Source organism: Paenibacillus borealis, from assembly GCF_000758665.1.
Classification (GTDB): Bacteria; Bacillota; Bacilli; order Paenibacillales; family Paenibacillaceae; genus Paenibacillus_AQ; species Paenibacillus_AQ borealis.
This window is the reverse complement of record NZ_CP009285.1, coordinates 6630163-6650481: the sequence shown is the minus strand read 5'-3', so window position 1 is coordinate 6650481 and position 20319 is coordinate 6630163. Positions and strand designations below refer to the sequence as shown.

Below are 20319 nucleotides of genomic sequence, written 5' to 3'. Positions count from 1 at the left end.
AAGGGCGGGTGCAGGAATAGAGGAATAGAGCATTAGAGCATTAGAGCCATAGAGGAAGAGGGGAAGATCATGAGTGTAGCACGTAAGTTGAACCGCAGGTATCTGATGATCATTGTGCTGGTCTTGACGGCCGGACTCTCCCTGCTGTTAGCAGGCTGCGGGAAGACGGAGAATTCCGCCCGGGAACAGGTGCGGGTGCTGTCTCAGGAGGAAGTTGTTGCTGTTTTTGCTGAGCAGGATTTGGCGTTGCAGGCGGGTGAAGAGGTACCTAGCTCTACTTTTCAGCTGGAATTGAACGGGCTTAAGCCACAGACCTATTCCTTGGACGGGGTGGAGCTGTCTTTGTACCAGTTCGCTTCAGAAGAGGAACGGAGTGCAGGGTGGAAGGCTTTTGGAGAACAAACGGCGGCTGCTGATCTGATCCCCTTTAAGGATTATCAGGAAGGCTCCGTTCTGATGTTCTATATCCACGGAGTGTCTGGAGCAGAGGGGCAGAAGTGGAACGGACAGATTGATATGCAGCTGAAGGCAGTGATGCAGGGATTGATTGCAGCGCAGTAAGCGCAGGCTTTTAGAATAAATTGTTATCCTCTTCCTTCTGTCTGGTTAAGATATATTAATATGTCTTACAGAGGCAGGAACCAAGAGAAGCGGAGGGAATCTAAATTGAACCCCAAATGGTGGAAAGAGAGTATTGCCTACCAGATTTATCCGATCAGCTTCATGGACAGCAATGGTGACGGGAAGGGCGATCTGCGCGGAGTGTTATCGAAGCTCGATTATTTGCAGGACCTCGGCGTAGATGTGATCTGGATCTGCCCGATTTATAAGTCACCGAACCATGACAACGGCTATGATATCAGCGACTATTGCGACATTATGAAGGAATTCGGCACGATGGATGATTTTGACCTGCTGCTGCGCGAGATGCATACCCGCGGGATGAAGCTGATGATGGACCTTGTTCTGAATCACACCTCGCATGAGCACCCGTGGTTCGTCGAATCCAGAAGCTCGAAGGATAATCCCAAACGGGACTATTATATATGGAAAAAAGGCAAAAACGGCGGTCCGCCCAACAACTGGGAATCCTATTTCAGCGGTTCGGTCTGGGAGCTTGATCCCCGTACGGATGAATATTACCTGCATCTGTACTCCCGCTTTCAGCCCGATCTCAACTGGGAGAATCCCGCAGTGATTGATAAGCTGCATGAGATGGTGCAGTGGTGGCTGAAGAAGGGGGTTGACGGGTTCCGGTTTGACGCGATTGCCCATATTGTGAAGGCCGAGGGTTATCCGGATGCGCTGAATCCCGGCGGAACACCGACCGTACGCGCGTATGATATGTTCTCTAACCTTGAGCATGTGCATACGCTGCTGCAGAATCTGCATGATCAGGTGCTCTATTACTACGATATTATGACGGTGGGGGAAACCTCGGGTCTCGGGCCGGAGCAGGCACTGGATTATGTCGGTGACGGACGCCGCGAGCTGAACATGACCTTCCAGTTCGAGCATATGAATCTGGATGCCGCCTCACCGGGCAGCGGGAAATGGGATGTCGTGCCCTGGAAGCTGACTGACCTGAAGAAGATTATCAGCAACTGGCAGACGGTTCTGCATGACCGGGGCTGGAACGCCAACTATCTGTGCAACCATGATCAGCCGCGTTCGGTCTCACGGTTCGGCAATGATCTCTATTACCGCATCCCGTCAGCCAAAATGCTGGCCACCTTCATTCACATGCTGGAAGGCACTCCTTATATCTATCAGGGTGAGGAGATTGGGATGACCAATGTTGCCTTCGAGTCGATTGATGATTACCGGGACGTGGAAACGCTGAATTATTATGAGGAAAAGCGGACCGCCGGCGTTCCCGAAGCCGACATTATGGCCGCTATTCATACGAAAAGCCGCGACAACGCCCGCACGCCGATGCAGTGGGACGATGGTGAGGATGGCGGATTTACGACGGGGGTTCCCTGGATCAGGGTGAACTCGAACTCCCGGGAGATCAATGTGGCTAATGCAGTCAAGGACCCGGACTCCATCTACAATTACTATAAGAAGCTGATTCAGCTTAGAAAACAACATCAGGTGATCGTCTACGGCGAATATGGCCTGCTGCTGGAAGAGCACCCTGAGATCTATGCCTACACCCGGACGCTGGAGGACCAGCGGCTGCTGGTGATTCTGAATTTCTATGAACATGATCCGGTATTTGAGCTTCCGGAGGAATTTCAGGCTGCAGAGAAGCTGGAGCTGCTGGTCTCCAATTATCCTGCAGCCAAAGAGGATGATCTGCGCAGTCTGAAGCTGCGTCCATATGAGGCGCGCGTGTATCTGCAGCACCTGAGCGGCAAAGCGTAACAAGGGGCTTGGGATTCCATACTGCCTGCTTCGCACAGGCATATAAACAGCAGTCCGGAGAGAGCCCCCGGACTGCTGTTTTGTGCAGAATAACATAAGAATTAAGCCCATCTGTTGCATCTCTGTGACCATGCTTTGTTTCTATAACAAAAGACGGTACAATAAGCGGTATTAGAATAATTCATAGGACCGTGCTGGGAAAAAGGCTGTGGAGGGAGTAATAGAGAGATGAGTGAGTGGTATGAAACAAGCTTTGGCGAGGACTATTTAATCGTTTATAGACACAGGGATTTCGGCGGTGCACGCCATGAGGTGGAGACGATGATTGGCTGGCTGGACTTGCCTAAGGGTGCGAAGGTACTGGATCTCTGCTGCGGCATGGGCCGCCATTCGCTGGCTTTGTCAGAGGCCGGTTATGAGGTGACCGGTGTTGACCTCTCAGAGGCGCTGCTGCGTGAAGCGCGTTCGCAGGCAGGCTCGGAAGCCGTAACCTGGCTGCGCTCGGATATGCGCGAGCTTCCCCTGAAAGGCGGATTCGATGCAGTGGTTAACCTGTTTACTTCCTTCGGGTATTTCGAAGAAGACGAGGAACAGATCAAGGTGCTGAAGGAAATCTGCCGGATGCTGAAGCCGGAGGGCAGGTTCATCATTGATTTTCTGAATCCGGCTTATGTCATCCGCCATCTGGTGCCCCACTCTGTCCGTGAGGACGGGGATAATCTGATCGATGAATCCCGCCGGATTGAGGATGGTTACGTGAAGAAGGATATCCTTCTGACCTCGAAGGCCGGCGGTTCACCCCGTAAGTATCATGAACGGGTGAAGCTCTACTCCCTGGATAATTTCCGCGGGATGATTGCGGCTGCCGGGCTGCGGCTCGAAGCTGTCCATGGCAGCTATGATGAAGAGGAATATGATGCTGAGTCCTCTACCCGGATGATCTTCACAGGAGCTAGACCGTAGATGGCGGCGGGAAGAAGAGCCAGAGGAGGAGAGAGGATTTTGCACAAGGCGGATATTCATACATGGGAAGGCGGAATTCTGCAGGTATCTGTACCGATGGGGCTGCCGCTCCGTCAGGTGAACAGTTATATTCTGCCTGACCGGGACGGCAGGCTTACGGTGATTGACCCGGGCCCGCATACCCCGGATGCAGAGCTTGCCTGGCAGGGTGTGCTGGAGGAACTGGATTTGTCCTGGTCCAAGGTGCGGGATATCGTCGTTACCCATCATCATCCCGACCACTATGGCCTTGCCGGCTGGATGCAGGCCCGCAGCGGCGCACGGGTCTGGATGTCGGAACGGGCTCACGCTGAGGCCGGTCTGGCCTGGGGCAGCGGGGCGATTCTGGATGAGGCGTTGCCGTTGTTTTTCCTGCGGCACGGAATGCCGGAGGCCTGGATTCAAGGTATCCGGGAGCATCTGGAGAGCTTCCGGCCGGAGGTGACCCCGCAGCCGGAGGTCACCTATATCAATGAGGCGGAGCCATTTGTAATGGGCAGCCGCAAATGGCAGGTGCTGCTGACCGGCGGGCACGCGCCGGGGCATGTGTCGCTCTACCACGGCGGCAGCGGGCAAATCTTCTGCGGCGATGCCGTGCTGCCGCAGATTTCGCCCAATGTCGGCCTGCAGCCGGGCAGCGATCCGCAGCCGCTGCGGACGTATCTGCAAGGGCTGCGGGAGCTGCGCAGCCTTGAGGTGCAGCTGGCGTTCCCGGGCCACCGGGAACCGTTCAGCGGGTTCACGGTGCGGGCGGACAGCCTGCTCCGGCATCATGAGGAGCGGCTGGATGCTACAGCCGCATTACTTGCCGGCGGACCGCTGAGCGGGTTCGCCGTCTGCGAGGGGCTGTTCCGCAGCCGGATCGCGACCGCGCATCAGATGCGGTTCGCGATGAGCGAGGCGTTGGCCCATCTGGCCGAGCTGGTGCGCCGGGAGCGGGCGGCCGAGACGGAGGAGGGCCTGGGCGGGAGCATATTGTTCACGGCCGTGAAATCCTAAGCCTGTTGTGTGCCGCCCAAGGGTGGTGTTCCTGCGGCGAATGGGGATTCGCTCGGTCAACGAGCTATGCCGGTTGTTGCTTATTCAACAGTAACCATTCCGGATGGTTTAAAACTTACCTTCTGGGGGTTCAGGGTGCCACTTACGCCGCTTCGCATCAGGGTATCTGCAGGTCGGCTTCAGCCACTGCGGACCGTACAGCCCTTATTGTCTTGATTGGGCACATTTTACCGGGTTAACGGACCCCAGTGTATTTATTCTCTCTCTTCGGGGCATATTTCAGGTGGAATATAGTAAATAACGGCTGTGGTGTCCGGATAATCTGCGGAGTGAGGCTTTTTGCAGACATAAGTGCATCTGTGTCCGTTGCTATCTCTCCATGCGGCGCCTATCCTTATGCTATCGCGTGAACCTTACATTGTTATTACCATTACCAGATTAATCGAGAGAAACGGGTACCATCCATTAATGGACAGTACCCGTTTTTTTTTTTTTTTTTTTTGTGTTATTTAGCAAAATGCCGAGTTACTTTAAGCGGCGGGAACAAGAAATCTCCTCTGTACCCGCCGGAAGTGGGTGAGATGGGCCGAAAGTATGCGAAAAATCGAATACAATGAGCTACCGCGAAGGTAAACGGACCAAATGTATGCGAAAAATCGAATACAATGAGCTACTGCGAAGGTAACTGGGCCAAATGTATGCGAAAAACCGAATACAATGAGCTACTGTGAGAGTTAAGGGGCCGAATGTATGCGAAAAACCGAATACAATGAGCTACTGCGAGGGTAAACGGACCAAATGTATGCGAAAAATGATGTGAGGTAATGATGACGGCAGACGGGAAATAGTTGCGTCGTGCTAAACCGCGTTGTGCTGAACTGCATTGCACCTACAGCGCAACATGGTCAGCATGGTAGACTAGTTAGACCCTGGTTTTCGGTATGTACACTTGTTGATTTATTAACAACTGTTAAATATAATAATTGCAACTAAGCAACTAAGCAACTAAGCAACTAAGCAACTAAGCAACTAAGCAACTAAGCAACTAATGAAAAGGAGAAGCTTATGGACAGACGTATCGGCAAAACACGGGAAGCTATTTTTGAGGCTTTTATCAGCCTGATGGCCGAGAAGAACTTTGAGCAAATTACGGTAAATGAGATCGCAGCACGTGCCAATGTAAGCAGAGGTACAATCTATCTCCATTACGTGGACAAGTACGATCTGCTGGATCAGTGTATAGAGACGCAAATGGAGCAGCTGTGTGAGAGCTGCCTCTCCGGCAGGGAGAGTGCCCATTTTGCCTCAGGGGGGCCGCTGCTGCGCACAGCCGAATATCTGGAACGGCACGCATGGGTCTTCACTACACTGCTTAACAATAAAGGCGTTCCGGCCTTCCGGACCCGTCTGCATGCTATTCTGCTGCAAGGTCTGAGTGAGCAGATCGACATGAGCGGCCTGAACCACGGGATGAACAAAGAGATGCTGATCCAATTTCTGGCATCGGCTGTAGTGGGTGTAATGGAGTGGTGGATCACCCATTCCATGCCGTACCCGGCCAAAGAAATGATCGAAGACATTCTGACTCTAATGGAGCGCAATCAGATGGCGCCCCGGCCGCTGGATATTGTGCAATAGATCTGTAGAAGCCGGGAGGTTGCTGTATTATTTCGAAACAAAGACATTCCGCTACTTCTATGCAGCAATTTATGTAGTAGTTCCGAGTGGGAATTCAGAATAGTTGTAGAACGTACACTTAAAAACAGCGAAAAGGCAGGCTAGTATCTTTTAACTGTATTCTGTACAACTAAATCTGCCTGTATGGTGAGAAACAATCTACTAATCGCAGTTTAATTGTACGAAATACAACTAAACGGATAATCGGTTGTAAATCAGACGATTTAGTTGTACAAAGTGCAATTAAGCCGCATCAATTATTTTCATTTTGGACGGGTTGTTGATTTTGTATTTTACCGGATGCTGCGTCAGTTTCTTGGCGACAATCTTGGCTTCGAAGGACACTTTATCACCGACCTTAAGCTCCAGCTTCTTCAGCGTTGCGCTGTGGCTGGACCAGACCTCCTCAATCGCCAGATCATGGCCTTCTACCGAAACAGCTTCATATATAATGACTTCATCATCGTTATCCGAGAAATGATTAGGTACGGTTGTGAACTCTTTGATCCTAGCGGTAATCACGAGCTTGTCTTCAGGCAGCTGGACAGCGGCTTTCTTTTTGGAGACGGCTTTTTTCTGCGGAATTTCCGGTATCGCTTGCTTTACTGAATCTGATTCTGAATCTGAGCTTTCCGGAGCAGCCAGAATCTCCTTGCTTGCTGTTTCTGCCTCAGGTACTTCCACATCCTGGCTTACCTGCTCTTCCAGAATGTCCTCGGCTAGCTTGGTCTCTTCCGTTACCTCTGCGGAATCATCCGCCTTGGCTGCTTCAGCCGCCGCCGCGCGTTGTCCGAAGGCAGCGGTCTGCATTTCTTTCAGATAAGCGGGATGTATGCAGTGCTGCTGTTTATTCTCAAACTGTATCACCACGGTCTGGCTGTCCACGTAGCCTACAATTTCTACCGGCAGTGTCAGGCCGTTTCTTTTATACAGATAAGTCTTGACCCGGGTTGCTGTAGCGGGCAGGAGATTCCATTCCTTACACCGGTCAATCAACTCATCCTCACTGTCAAAATCCAGGACGGATACAGGCTCTACTACGAACGAATAGGTCATTCACACTTCGCACCTTTCAAAATAAAAATAATGTAATATCGTCTTACTCCGGCTCCTCATTCTCCGGGACACTTCTCCGCGCGGCTTCTTCAACATCCTCCGGCGCATGCGGCAGGCCAAGCTCCTGCTCGCGTTCTGCCTGCTTGCGGTGGGCAATACGGCTGCTGGCAGCTGCGGCTACGGCACCTACGATATCGTCCAGATACGTGTGGATCTGGCCGGTAGTCTTGTCATTCAGCCGCTCCAGTACGCCGGGCTTCAGCTTGTCCACATAACCGTAGTTGGTGAAGCCGATGCTGCCATATACATTCACGATGGAGAACGCCAGAATCTCATCAACTCCGTACAGCCCCTCATCATTCTCAATCATATCCTGAAGAGGAGTAAACAGCTTGCCCTCTTCGGCCAATACATCAAGCTGGATGCCGGTCAGGACCGCATTCTGCACCTCCCGTTTGCTCAGCACCATCTCCACATTATGAATGCATTCTTCCATGGTCAGGTTCGGATAATACTTCTTCTGCAGCAGCATGACAAGCTCGGCAATCTCAAGAATTGTTACCCCGCGTTTCTGCAGCCAGAACCGGGTGGCTTCGGCGACGGCTTTGCTGTTGAGGCTGTAAGGTATTTTGGCATCAGTCATGAGAAGTCCTCCATTCGTGAGTCAGTTTGGATAGCTGTTTGTACTAAATTGTACGCAAGCGGCAGAGGGATGTCCAGAACCTGGCGGATTTGCTGGCTGGTTCTGGCAGTGTGCTGGCCGGATCTGGCTGCATCTGTCCGCCCGGACAGAACTTCTGTAATTTAGGATAAGCTGTTGTTATTTTTTGGACAGAGGGCTCGTATACATAGCAGTACAAACTGATCTTAGCATTGAAAGGGGTAATGAAGATTGAAAAAGCCAATCAAACACATCCGCGGGGTTTCCGCGGCTTGCCTGCTGGCCGTTCCGATTATGCTCTCCGGCTGCAGTCTGTTCGGTTCGGAATCCGCAGCGGTAGACCCGCCACCGGGTGAAGTGGAAGCACAAATGCTGCAGGTCAGCGGTGAGGGCACGCTTGACACCGGGGTGCTGGGACCGGTCTCGCTGGATGAGGGCGATCTCGCTGCGGGAGTTAAGGATACGGCAACTTCTGCTGCAGCCGGAGAACGGACAACCGTGTTCCTGGAGGATCAGAACGGCCTGCTGGCACCGGTGTCTCTGGCCCTTCCGCAAGGAGATGGCACAGCCATGCTGGAAGATTCTCTTACTGCGCTAGTCAGCAAGGGAGCATACAAATCTGCATTGCCCGAAGGCTTCCAGGGCGTACTGCCGGCCGGGACGGAAGTGAATAGTGTATCTGTCGGCCAGGATAAGGTGGCTATCGTTGAATTCAATTCGGCATTCAATGACTATGATCCGGCGGATGAACGCAAAATTCTGGAGGCAGTCACCTGGACCCTGACGGGTCAGGAAGACATCCAGGGCGTACAGCTCTGGGTCGATGGCAAAAAGCTTACCGAAATGCCTCTGCAGGGTACTCCGCTGGACCGGCCGCTGTCCCGCACTATGGGCATTAACCTGCCCAAGCAGAGTGGACTTATGATGAACTCCAGCGCAGTAACCGTCTATTTCTCTGCTGCTTCACCGGACGGTATTCATCAGTATTATGTTCCGGTTACCCGCTTTGTACCCGCAGGGGGGGATACGGTGAAGGCTGCCCTGAATGAGCTGATTGCCGGACCTCAGTCCGAGAATGGCCTGGAGATGGTCATGACGCAGGGCACGGTGGTTGATGCTGTGGAGGCGGGCCAGAACGGGGTAGTTACCGTTTCCCTGACGGATGAGATGTTCGAAGGCAGCACAAGCGTTCCTGAGGAAATGCTGGAATCGGTCGTGCTGACTGTAGCGCAGAATACGGACGATGCCCTGGTGCAGATCCGCCTGAACGGTAAAGAAACGGTCACAGGAACCAACAATGTCGATTACGGCCAGCCGGTCTCGGCACCGGAATATGTGAACGACCTGGCGCTGTAGAATGAATCTGAAGGCTTAAAAAGATGCTTTTGTGCCTACTCTTTGATAGAATAAAGGTTCATCTATCCGGATATCGTGACAGGAATAGCGGTGCCGTTCTCTGAAGAAGAGGACGGCACCCGTTTCTGCGTATAAGATAGGGATGGATTTGTGTACACACAAACTTATGGCTATACGATGTAGGAGGCAGAAAAGATGAGATCAAACGGGCGCCAAGAAGACCAGCTCCGGCCGCTGACGATAACCACCCAAACCAACAAATATGCAGAGGGCTCTGTAATTATTGAGATGGGAGATACCAAAGTCATCTGCACGGCAACCGTGGATGAGAAAGTTCCGCCGTTTCTGAAAGGACAAGGCAAAGGCTGGGTCACTGCCGAATATTCCATGCTTCCCCGGGCTACCCAGACCCGCAACCAGCGTGAAGCAGCACGCGGCAAGCTTACCGGACGGACGATGGAAATTCAGCGTCTGATCGGACGGGCACTCCGTTCCGTAGTGAATCTGCAGGCGCTCGGCGAACGCAGTATTACGCTGGACTGCGATGTGATTCAGGCGGACGGCGGAACACGGACAGCTTCGATAACGGGCGCTTTTGTAGCGATGGCCTTTGCCATCAATAAGATCGCGCTGCAGCACAAGCTGGCGGTATTTCCGATTACGGACTACTTGGCGGCGATCAGCGTCGGTGTTGTCGGCGACAAAACGCTGCTCGATCTGAACTATGAAGAGGATTCCAAAGCGAAAGTTGATATGAACGTGGTCATGACCGGCGGCGGTGCATTTGTTGAAGTGCAGGGCACAGGCGAAGAACGGCCGTTTACCCGCCAGGAGCTTGACCAGCTGCTGGGTCTGGGTGAGAAGGGGATCTATGAACTGATCGCCGTGCAACAAGAAGTACTGGGCACCATTGCGCTCAAAATTCCTTCCGGCCAGCCTGGCCAAGAGGTGTAATATGAAGTCCGGCAGCGGTATTCTGATTGTCGCGACGAAGAACAAAGGCAAGGTGCGGGAGTTCCAGCACGCCTTTGCTCCCCTTGGACTCACCGTCAAAAGCATGTTTGATTACCCGGATCTGCCGGATGTGGTGGAGGACGGGGTTACTTTTGCCGAGAATGCCCTCAAGAAATCCCGGGCCGTAGGCGACGCACTGGGATTTCCGGTGCTTGCGGATGATTCCGGTCTGTGTGTGGAAGCGCTGGACGGAAGTCCGGGCGTATATTCGGCCCGCTATGCCGGTGAGCCTGCAGATGATGAAGCGAATAACCTGAAGCTGCTGAGCGAGCTGGAGAAGCTGAAGCAGGGCGAAGATACCGGTCAGCCTTTGCTGAGTCCGGCCCGGTTCGTCTGCGCACTGTCGCTGTATGATCCGGCGGACGGGCGTGAGCTGACGGCGGAAGGAACGGTGGAAGGCTGGATTACCTCGGAGCCTGCGGGCGGCGGAGGCTTCGGCTATGACCCGCTCTTCTATCTTCCGCAGTTTGAGAAGACGATGGCGGAGCTGACGCTGGAAGAGAAGCAGGCGGTCAGCCACCGGGGCGCAGCACTGCGCCTGCTGACGGAGAAGCTTGCAGCTGCGCAGCGGGATGTGAAATAGAAGCTACAACTTATCCGGAAGTCCCCATGCATGCATAACATGCACGGGGGCTTCCGGATTTTTTATTGTGATATGGAAATTAGATGATAATCCCCCCTCAGTATGGAAATTTACCCCTAGCGCAGCAGCGTGCTTTGTATGAGAATAAGAGTTGACTTCACCCCTTTCGAACATCCTGCATTCTTCCGCTACCCCATCCCTTCCACAAGTTTTGCATACAGAGGCAGCCTTAGCTGAATGAGGCAAAACTTACTACACAAGCATAAGCCATAATTACAAGCACGCACCCGGCAAGAGAGCACGTGATCCGCATGTATGCAGCATAGCTGCGTTTTTTTGGGCTGGACTATAGCTTTCAGCCTGCTAGCCGTGAATTTAATAGATTTACAGGGTGGGGGTCAATAGGTTCCTGGAGGTGAGTGCTGAAGCTTTCTGATTGGGTAACGCATTGAACCGGGGAGGTAATAACGAAATGGTCTTTATCAAAAAGAAATCTCGTAAAACCTTTGTGCTTGGCTTGGCGGCAGTCCTTTTCCTTTCCCTTTTGACAGCTCTCGGTACAAACACTAAAACTGCAAACGCAGCTTCCGATTACAAGATTGTCGGGTACTATGCATCCTGGGCCGCTTACGGGCGGGCGTATAATGTAACGGATATTGATCCTAATAAAATGAATGTGATCAACTATGCTTTTGCGGATATTTGCTGGAACGGGATCCATGGTAACCCTGACCCAACCGGTCCGAATCCGGTAACCTGGTCCTGCCAGAATGAGCAGGGCCAGACGATCAGCGTCCCGAACGGCACCATTGTGCTGGGTGATCCCTGGATCGACGCCCAGAAAAGCTTCGGCGACGACAAATGGGATGACCCGATCAAGGGTAACCTGAAGCAGCTCTGGAAGCTGAAGGAAAAGAATCCGAACCTGAAGACGGTCATATCCGTCGGCGGCTGGACGTGGTCGAACCGCTTCTCGGATGTGGCTGCGACTGCGGCAACCCGTGAGGTATTCGCCAATTCCGCCGTTGATTTCATCCGCAAATACCAGATGGACGGCGTCGATCTGGACTGGGAATATCCGGTCAGCGGAGGACTGGCAGGCAACAGCTACCGTCCGGAGGATAAACAGAATTATGTCCTGCTGCTTCAGAAGATCCGCGAGAAGCTGAATGCTGCAGGAACTGCCGACGGCAAAACGTATCTGCTGACCATTGCTTCCGGCGCAGGACCTGCTTATATCCAGAACAATAATCTCAGCGGGATCGCTGCAGTGGTGGACTGGATTAATATCATGACCTATGACTTCAACGGAAGCTGGAATACAACTACCGGACACAACGCGCCGCTCTATTATGATCCGGCCGCAGCTTCATCGGGGCTGACCGAGCCGGCGAATTACAATATCGACAAAGCGGTCACCAGCTATCTGAGTGCCGGCGTGCCAGCCAGTAAACTGGTGCTCGGCATGCCGTTCTATGGCAGAGGCTGGGGAGGAGCTCCGGCGACAGGTAATGGCCAGTATCAGGTCTCGGCGGGAATCTCCTCCACAGGCACGTGGGAGAAGGGCAACTATGATTTCAGTGATCTGGAAGCCAATTACATTAACAAGAACGGCTATACCCGCTACTGGAATAACACTTCCAAGGTTCCTTATCTCTATAATCCTTCGAATCAGACTTTTATCAGCTACGATGATGTAGAATCCATCGGCTACAAAACAAGTTATCTGAAATCCAAAGGCCTGGCCGGAGCCATGTTCTGGGAGACCAGCGGCGACCGCAACCGGACACTGCAGACTAAGCTGAGCGCCGATCTTGGGGGCGGAGTAGTCACTCCGACACCAACGCCGACAACAACGCCAAGCCCTACGCCAACCGCTACAGTGAAACCGTCAGCAACGCCGAGTGCGACACCATCGCCGACACCGACAGCAACGGTCAAGCCGAGCGCCACACCGACTGCCACACCTGCGCCGACCGCAACAGTCGCGCCGACAGCGACTCCGGGCCAGTGTACGGCGGCGGCATGGAGTTCAACCGCTGTCTACACTCAAGGCCAGCAGGCCTCCTATGGCGGAGTGCTCTATGAAGCCAAATGGTGGACGCAGGGCGAACGGCCGGATCTCAGCGGTGCGTATGGTGCATGGAAAGTTATCGGCACTTGCGGCAACACTACACCGCTGCCGTCAGCCACGCCTGCTTCCACCGTGAGTCCTTCGGCTACGCCGACAGCCGCACCAACCGCTACACCTGCTGTGACATCAACCCCATCGCCAACGGCTACCACGGGAACCTTGGCCTGGGCTGCCGGAATTGCCTATAAAGCGGGTGATGTTGTAACCTACAGCGGGAAATCATACACCTGCCTGCAGGCGCACACCTCGCTGGTAAGCTGGGAGCCGTCTACTACGCCAGCTCTCTGGAAGCTGAACTAAGAAATGAAGCCTTATCAGCAATAATAAATCTCCACACGAAGAAACGGTGCCGGTATAAGCCTGGCACCGTTTTTTTTATGCGCTCTAATCAGAGTATCATTTTGCCATTCCCGCCTTTTACTGCTTCGTTTGAATAATTTCATGTTTACATATAATTAGTTATATAAAACCGGTGTTCATAAGCTTCCACAAGCTGAAATATAATGAAGAGGCAGGCGGCTGTCCCGGTCACAAATATATTTATGGAACGTGATGCCGTTTATTTCGTTATAGTAGTATATAGCGGAAGGTGGTGGATTCACCGATGGTTGTTTGGGTATTATGGTTGATTGCCGCTGGCGTCTTGTTTGTTGTAGAAATGTTTACGTTTACATTCTACCTATTATGGCTTAGTCTCGGAGCATTGGTTGCCGGCTTGGTCGCGCTGCTGCTCCCGGATGCATTATTGCTGCAAGTGGTGGCCGGATCACTGGTGGCCTTGATCCTGACAGTTTTCACCAAACCCTTGGCAGCGAGATTACGCAATTCCAGGGGCTTCAAGGATACTGGTACCGATATTGTCGGCCGAAAGGGTCTGGTCGTCGAAGCGATTGAGCCCGGCCGTTATGGGCAGGTCAAGGTAGGCGGCGATACATGGAGTGCAACATCCACAGTGGCGCTGGGCAAGGATCAAGAGGTTATAGTTGTAAGAAGAGGCACCACAATTATCGAAGTAGAACGATGGGGGGATATGTACTGATGGAGTTAGCTATTATCGGAATTATTGTTGTTGTTGTCGTAGTATTTATCGCACTGACTATCAAGATTGTCCCGCAGCAACGAGTGGGGGTCGTGGAGCGTCTCGGTAAATTCAACCGCCTGCTTACACCGGGTCTGAATATTCTGATTCCTGTAATCGATCAGGTGCGGGTCTATCATGACCTCCGGATTCAACAGGCGAATGTACCGCCGCAGACTGTAATCACGAAGGATAACGTTCAGGTACAGATCGACACGATTATTTTCTATCAAGTGGTAGGACCGGAAGAAGCAACTTACGGAATTTCCGATTATGTCTATGGTGTACGGAATATCTCTACAGCCACCATGCGGCAGATTATCGGTAAGCTGGAGCTGGATGAAACCTTGTCCGGCCGTGAAAAAATCTCCTCCGATATCCGGCTTGCGCTGGATGAAGCGACGGAGAAATGGGGCGTGCGGATTGAGCGTGTAGAAGTTATCGACATCAAGCCGCCGCTGGATATCCAGGAAGCCATGGACAAACAAATGAAGGCTGAGCGCAGCAAGCGTGCGATTGTATTGGAGGCGGAAGCCGCCAAGCAGGATATGATCCTCCGCGCTGAAGGGGATAAGCAGAGTAAGATCCTGAAGGCCGAAGGGGATAAGGAAGCCCGTATCCGTCAGGCGGAAGGTCTCGGCCAGGCGCAGGAGCTGGAAGCCCTCGGCCAGGCCAAGGCGATTGAAGCGGTGGCGCAAGCCGAGAAGATGCGGATTGCCCTGATCGCCAGTGCAGGACTGGACGAAAGAGTGCTGGCTTATCAGTCCTTCGAAGCATTGACTGAAATCTCCAAGGGACCGGCGAACAAAGTGTTCCTGCCGACCAGTGCTGTTGAAACGCTTGGCAGTATCGGAGCCATTGCTGAAGTATTCAAGGCGAGCAAAGACGGCAAATAAGCTCAGGACTATTTTACAATTGCGGCACATTCCGTTAAAGTTAAAAGCAAAACTAAGCCTATGCTTACGAAGCATGCAACGCAAAACTAAGCCTATGCTTACGAAGACAGTTTTGCTACGCAAAACTCTAAGGAGAAGATACTGTGACGCAAAAAGAGATTTCACCGCTCGTAGAAACGCTGGGGCTGCAGCCTCACGTTGAAGGCGGATGGTACAAGAGACTTTGGAATTCATCCTTCGAGATTCCCCAGGAGACTCTGGGCGGAAGCTATTCGGGGCCGCGTGCCTCAGCTTCATCGATTTATTTCCTGCTTCATGCTGACGAGACTTCGGATTGGCACACTGTGCTGTCCTCCGAAATCTGGCTGTATCATTCCGGCAGCCCGATTGTGCTTAGCCTGGGCGGCAGCGGTGAGCAGCCGGAGAACGTAACGGAAGTGATTCTGGGGCTGGACATCGCCGCCGGCCAGCAGCCGCAGGTCGTCATTCCTGCGGGAGTATGGCAGGCAGCCCGTCCGCTGGGTGAAGAGCCGGTGCTGGTCTCCTGCATCGTGTCTCCGGAGTTCCACTTTGATGATTTCAAGCTGATTGATAAGAAATAAGTCAGGAATAAGATGGAGTGCAGCCGGAGGATAGGCTGTACTCCATTTATTTTTTTGAATCAGCATATGATAACCGGACATGCTTTTGTCACTTTTTGGCGGCTGTGCCCCTATCTGGTATACTGATTCTGATTTCGGATGATTATGAATCCGCTTTTAAGGTTAAGGATGCTTGATGAACTCAAAATAGGCTTGGAGGGTAAACATATGAGTCAATTAAACGCACCATTTACAGGCGGGCCTACCTTGAACGACGGGGTGACCATGCCCTGGCTCGGTCTTGGCGTATGGCAGACGAAGGATGGCGATGAAGTTATCCGGGCAGTGAAGGCTGCCGTGGAGACCGGATACCGCAGCATTGATACGGCAGCCGGATACAACAATGAAGAAGGCGTCGGACAAGCCATCCGTGAATGCGGGGTACCCCGTGAAGAGCTGTTTATTACCACTAAAGTGCGCAATCCTGATCAAGGCTATGAATCCACGCTGAAGGCTTTTGAAGTCAGCCGGAAGAAGCTGGGTCTGGAGCAGATTGATCTGTACCTTATTCACTGGCCGGTTGCCGGCAAATATAAAGACACCTGGAAAGCGCTGATTCATCTGCAAAAGGAAGGCCTGGTCAAATCGATCGGCGTCAGTAACTTCCAGACCCATCACCTGCAGGATATCATCGATGACAGCGGTGTTGTACCTGTGGTTGACCAGGTCGAATTCCATCCGCTGCTAACCCAGCGCGAACTTCTGAAATATACACGGGAGCATGACATTCAGCTGGAAGCGTGGAGCCCGCTGATGCAAGGCAATCTCGACTTGCCGCTGCTTAAGGAGCTGGCGGAGCGGTACGGCAAGACCGTAGCCCAGATTGTCCTGCGCTGGGATCTGCAGCAGGGTGTCATCACGATTCCGAAATCCGTACATGCGGAGCGTATCATTGAGAATGCCGGCTTCTTCGACTTTACCCTTAGCGATGACGATGTTAAGGCCATTGAGGACCTGAATCAGAATCACCGTTTCGGCCCGGACCCGGATAATTTCAATTTCTGAGGATGAGGTAGATTGAACTGAAGTATTTAGCAATAGATGTTGGTCGTAACTGCGGTGAATATTTGGACTTCCGGCCGCTGTTGTCCCCAGATTTCTTGATTCATGCCGCTATTGGCGGTAGAAATCCGGGGACTGCTTATGCTTCCGTTGCGAGCTTTCCTCCGGAAAGCTTTCAGGCGGTCGCTGACGCTCCTACAGTTCCAAAATCCCCCTCCGTACGATCATCTTTTATTGGTTTTCTCTTAGTTCAATCTATGGGTGGAGGCGTATAAAGAAAGGAGCAGGCTCTAATGGGGCCTGCTCTTTGCTTTTAAAAGCAGAACAACAATCCAATGGTAAGACATCAAAGCTCATCGACATCTGCTGCCCCGACTTTTATGATGAGAAAAGAAGGAACCAATGGGAGGGCGCAACGTTGGAATTGATAAGAGATCTTCCGGAGAAGCATGGATTGTCTTCGCAGGCTCTATGCCGTTTTTTCATGGAGGTCAGGGAGCGGGGGCTTGAGGTTAACAGCTTCATGCTGCTGCAGGACGGCAAGGTTACGGCAGAGTTTACCCGGATGCCTTACCGTCCGGATACCCCGCAGCTGCTTTACTCACTTAGCAAAAGCTTTACCTCTATAGCCATAGGCATTGCCTGGGATGAGGGATTGCTGCAGCTGGAGGAGGAGGTGATCTCCTTTTTCCCGGACAAGCAGCCTGAGGTAGTGCCGCCACATCTGGCGCAAATGACAGTGCATCACCTGCTATCGATGAATGCGGGCCATCATGATGATATTTACCCCGCTGTGGTCAAGGAACAGGATTGGATCACCGCCTTCCTCGCCCAGCAGGTAGAGCATGAGCCCGGGAGTTATTACCGCTACAGCACCCCCTCCACTTATATGCTGGCTGCCATTCTGGATCGGGTGACCGGGCAGAATATGGTCGATTACCTGCTGCCCCGTTTGTTTGAACCCCTGGGCATTCCCCGGCCGTCGTGGGAGACTTGTCCTCTGGGAATTACGGCTGGCGGGATGGGACTCAGCCTGTCTACAGAAAGTGTAGCCAAGTTCGGCCAGATGCTGCTGAATAATGGGGAGTATAACGGGCGGAGGATTGTATCGGAGCAGTACATACAGCGGGCTGTAAGTGAGCAGAGCGACAACCGGGCCGGGGTGGAGCGCATCGACTCAGCACAAGGGTACGGTTACCAATTCCATCTGTGCCGGCGGGGCTGTTACCGGGGAGACGGATCTTTTGGACAGCTGTGTCTGGTGGCCCCGCAGCAGAATATCGTCGTTGCAGCAACTGCAAGCTTCGTGAGCATGAGCCGGCTGCAGGTATTGCTGGATCTTATTTTTAAGTATATTTTTGATGCGCTGGGAGAGGAATTATCGCCCGATCCAGGGGAGGACGCCAGTCTGCAGGAGTTATTGTCCGATTGGAGCACTTCTGCATTACCTGTGGTGCAGCAGTCTTTTCCGGAGAAATGGCTGACGAATGGTTTGAACGGAACATACCAGATCAGCGGCAACCCCCATGGGCTGCAGAGGATTGCTTTTACCAGGAATAACAAGCGGCTGGAGCTGCAAATGGTGTATGGCGATAAGCGGGACAATGTGCTGCTGTTTGATTTCAGCAAAGCGGTATGGACTGAGGATGTGTTTAATAAAGACCTCGCGCTGCACCGCCAACAGGTAATTACTTACGCTAACTGGCTGGCGGAGGACACACTGAAGCTTACGCTGTACTACATTGAGACTCCTTATGTGGTCACGTACACGGTTATTGTTGAGGACAACAAGCTGGAATTCCGTTTCAACATTAACGTTTCGCTTAATATCCCGGAGTATGCGGCTGTAGGCGGGCTTGTACAGGCTTAGTTCTTATTAATTTGAAAAAAAATGCCCGCCTGAACGTATGCTATACGGTCTTGGCGGGCTTTTGCATCTAGTTAAGATCATCCGATGGAGACATTGTATTTCCGCAGCCACAGATCTACCTGGGCCAGATAAGCGAATAATTGCGGGCCGGACATCAGCTGGCCGAACCACGGCAGATTGCTGGAGGATTCCTTTGAAGCGGCGATTTCCCGGATTTTGGCCGGATCAATCAGCGGAAGGATAGGCGAAGAAGGATCATCCAGAATGCTCAGTACCTGTGAGCGCACCTTGTTGAGATAGGCAGGGTTATGCGTTTTAGGGTACGGGCTTTTTTTGCGGTAGAGCACATCGTCGGGCAGTACACCTTCGAGTGCTTTGCGCAGAATGCCTTTTTCACGGTTGCCTACGGTCTTGATCTCCCAGGGAATGTTGAATACATACTGCACCAGGCGGTGATCACAATAAGGAACACGGACCTCCAGGCCCACCCCCATACTCATCCGGTCCTTGCGGTCCAGCAGCGTAGGCATGAAGCGGGTAATGTTGAGGTAGGACATCACGCGCATCTGCGCCTGTTTGCCGGTCTCGCCGTCAAGCTTAGGCACCTCGGCCACAGCATCGCTGTACCGGTCACCCAAATATTCCAGCGGACGTATCCACTCATTGATTTCCGGCGATAATAGACCCGCACGCATTTTGGGAGCTACCGACCAGGGGAAGGTGCCGGAAGACAGCATCTCCTCACGGTGGAACCAGGGATAGCCGCCGAAGATTTCATCTGCTGCTTCGCCTGAAATCGCAACCGTCGCCTTCTTTTTGATCTCCTGGCAGAATAAATAAAGGGATGAATCCACATCCGTCATCCCCGGCAGATCGCGGGAGTAGAGGGCATTGTCGAGCGCCGTTACCAGTTCAGGGGTGTCAAAAGCAATAAAATGATGGTTCGTATTCAGTTCATCGATCATCCGCTGAATCCATGGACCGTCTGCTCCGGGCTGGAAGGAATGGCTTTTGAAATGCTTGTCGTTGTCTACATAATCCACAGAGAAGGTATCTACCCGGCCCTGGCCGGTCCGGTTGTAATAATCTACGGCAAGCGCAGTTAAGGCGCTGGAGTCCAGTCCGCCGGAGAGCAGAGAGCAGACCGGAACATCGGATACAAGCTGGCGCTCAAGCGTATCCTGGAGCAATTCCCGCACCCGGGCTGCAGTTTCATCCACGTTATCCGTGTGCTGTTCACTCTCCAGCTTCCAATAAGCATAGGTGCGGATACCGCTGCGGCTGTAAATCATGGCATGACCTGGACGAAGCTCGAATATATCTTTGTATACACCATGTCCCGGTGTCCGGGCCGGACCGATAATGAAGATTTCGGCAAGGCCTTCCGGTCCAACCTTCGGCTGGATTTTGGGATGCTGCAGCAGCGCCTTGGGCTCGGACCCGAATACGAAGACATCGTCCACTTGGCTGTAGAACAAAGGCTTGACGCCCAGGCGGTCACGGGCCAGGAAAACCTGATCGCGCAAGCTGTCCCAGACGGCAAAAGCGAAGATGCCATTCAGCTTCTCCGTGCAGTCCGGCCCCCATTCGATATAGGCATGCAGCAGAACCTCAGTATCGCATTCTGTGAGAAAATGATGCCCGCGCTGCTTCAGCTCTTTTTTGAGCTCAGGGGCATTATATAGTTCGCCATTGTACACAATTGCATATACTTTATCGTCATGGCGGGCAATCATCGGCTGTGCGCCGTTCTCAGGATCGATGACGCTGAGTCTGCGGTGTCCGAAGGCAATGGGTCCTGAAATCCAGGTTCCGGCTGCATCCGGTCCGCGGTTCGCTAAAGTTTCAGTCATTCTGACAAGCAGTTGCGAGTGCCCTGTAAGATCACCGCGCCACTGGACAAATCCGGTTATTCCGCACATGTTGGTTCATCCTCTCTTTTGTGCGATTGTTGTCTGTCCTTTCTTTTTTGCCAAGTAA

General features: G+C 52.7%; 17 protein-coding genes. 14 read left to right on the top strand and 3 right to left on the bottom strand.

Annotation, left to right across the window (positions count from 1 at the left end):
• Positions 1–69 precede the first annotated feature (69 nt).
• The 5 genes from PBOR_RS28125 (at position 70) to PBOR_RS28105 (ending at position 6009) form a co-directional block, all read left to right on the top strand.
• The gene (locus PBOR_RS28125) at positions 70–561 is read left to right on the top strand and encodes a hypothetical protein (protein ID WP_042217161.1); all 492 of its coding nucleotides are present in this window, start codon (positions 70–72) and stop codon (positions 559–561) included.
• A 60-nt stretch (positions 562–621) separates the two neighbouring features.
• A complete protein-coding gene (locus tag PBOR_RS28120) occupies positions 622–2370 on the top strand; it encodes a glycoside hydrolase family 13 protein (protein WP_081972219.1) in 1749 nt (582 codons plus the stop codon).
• Between the two features lie 228 nt (positions 2371–2598).
• Positions 2599–3333, top strand: a complete 735-nt coding sequence (locus PBOR_RS28115; RefSeq protein ID WP_042217159.1) for a class I SAM-dependent methyltransferase — start codon at positions 2599–2601, stop codon at positions 3331–3333.
• A 39-nt stretch (positions 3334–3372) separates the two neighbouring features.
• Positions 3373–4371 (top strand): MBL fold metallo-hydrolase, encoded by a 999-nt coding sequence (locus tag PBOR_RS28110; RefSeq protein ID WP_245647925.1) that lies wholly within the window; start codon positions 3373–3375, stop codon positions 4369–4371.
• Between the two features lie 1065 nt (positions 4372–5436).
• Positions 5437–6009 (top strand): TetR/AcrR family transcriptional regulator, encoded by a 573-nt coding sequence (locus tag PBOR_RS28105; RefSeq protein WP_042217158.1) that lies wholly within the window; start codon positions 5437–5439, stop codon positions 6007–6009.
• 282 nt (positions 6010–6291) lie between these two features.
• Here PBOR_RS28105 and PBOR_RS28100 read toward each other — a convergent pair whose 3' ends face one another.
• Entirely contained in the window at positions 6292–7104 is an 813-nt protein-coding gene (locus tag PBOR_RS28100; protein ID WP_042217157.1) for a hypothetical protein, read from the bottom strand.
• Positions 7105–7147: 43 nt separating this feature from the next.
• Entirely contained in the window at positions 7148–7747 is a 600-nt protein-coding gene (locus tag PBOR_RS28095; RefSeq protein WP_042217156.1) for a phosphatidylglycerophosphatase A family protein, read from the bottom strand.
• Between the two features lie 249 nt (positions 7748–7996).
• Here PBOR_RS28095 and PBOR_RS28090 point away from each other — a divergent pair, with 249 nt between their 5' ends.
• From PBOR_RS28090 to PBOR_RS28050, 9 genes are all read left to right on the top strand, one after another.
• Positions 7997–9121: a GerMN domain-containing protein gene (locus PBOR_RS28090; RefSeq protein WP_042217155.1), complete on the top strand. Its 1125-nt coding sequence runs from the start codon at positions 7997–7999 to the stop codon at positions 9119–9121.
• A 195-nt stretch (positions 9122–9316) separates the two neighbouring features.
• A complete protein-coding gene (gene rph / locus PBOR_RS28085) occupies positions 9317–10075 on the top strand; it encodes a ribonuclease PH (protein ID WP_042217154.1) in 759 nt (252 codons plus the stop codon).
• A 1-nt stretch (position 10076) separates the two neighbouring features.
• The gene (locus PBOR_RS28080) at positions 10077–10718 is read left to right on the top strand and encodes an XTP/dITP diphosphatase (protein ID WP_042217153.1); all 642 of its coding nucleotides are present in this window, start codon (positions 10077–10079) and stop codon (positions 10716–10718) included.
• A gap of 472 nt (positions 10719–11190) precedes the next feature.
• Complete coding sequence (locus tag PBOR_RS28075) at positions 11191–13152, top strand: glycosyl hydrolase family 18 protein (protein WP_042217152.1); 1962 nt, start codon at positions 11191–11193, stop codon at positions 13150–13152.
• Positions 13153–13456: 304 nt separating this feature from the next.
• Positions 13457–13891 carry an NfeD family protein gene (locus PBOR_RS28070; RefSeq protein WP_039297677.1) on the top strand — a complete coding sequence of 145 codons (435 nt, stop codon included), beginning with the start codon at positions 13457–13459 and terminating at the stop codon, positions 13889–13891.
• Positions 13891–14826: an SPFH domain-containing protein gene (locus tag PBOR_RS28065; protein ID WP_099052495.1), complete on the top strand. Its 936-nt coding sequence runs from the start codon at positions 13891–13893 to the stop codon at positions 14824–14826. The genes PBOR_RS28070 and PBOR_RS28065 overlap by 1 nt, the downstream gene beginning before the upstream one ends.
• 143 nt (positions 14827–14969) lie before the next feature.
• Complete coding sequence (locus PBOR_RS28060) at positions 14970–15428, top strand: cupin domain-containing protein (protein ID WP_039297676.1); 459 nt, start codon at positions 14970–14972, stop codon at positions 15426–15428.
• 207 nt (positions 15429–15635) lie between these two features.
• Positions 15636–16472, top strand: coding sequence for an aldo/keto reductase (locus PBOR_RS28055; protein WP_042217151.1), 837 nt, complete (start codon positions 15636–15638; stop codon positions 16470–16472).
• Between the two features lie 415 nt (positions 16473–16887).
• Complete coding sequence (locus tag PBOR_RS28050; RefSeq protein ID WP_042217150.1) at positions 16888–18339, top strand: serine hydrolase domain-containing protein; 1452 nt, start codon at positions 16888–16890, stop codon at positions 18337–18339.
• A gap of 77 nt (positions 18340–18416) precedes the next feature.
• Here PBOR_RS28050 and asnB read toward each other — a convergent pair whose 3' ends face one another.
• Entirely contained in the window at positions 18417–20261 is a 1845-nt protein-coding gene (gene asnB, locus PBOR_RS28045; protein ID WP_042217149.1) for an asparagine synthase (glutamine-hydrolyzing), read from the bottom strand.
• Positions 20262–20319: the final 58 nt, after the last annotated feature.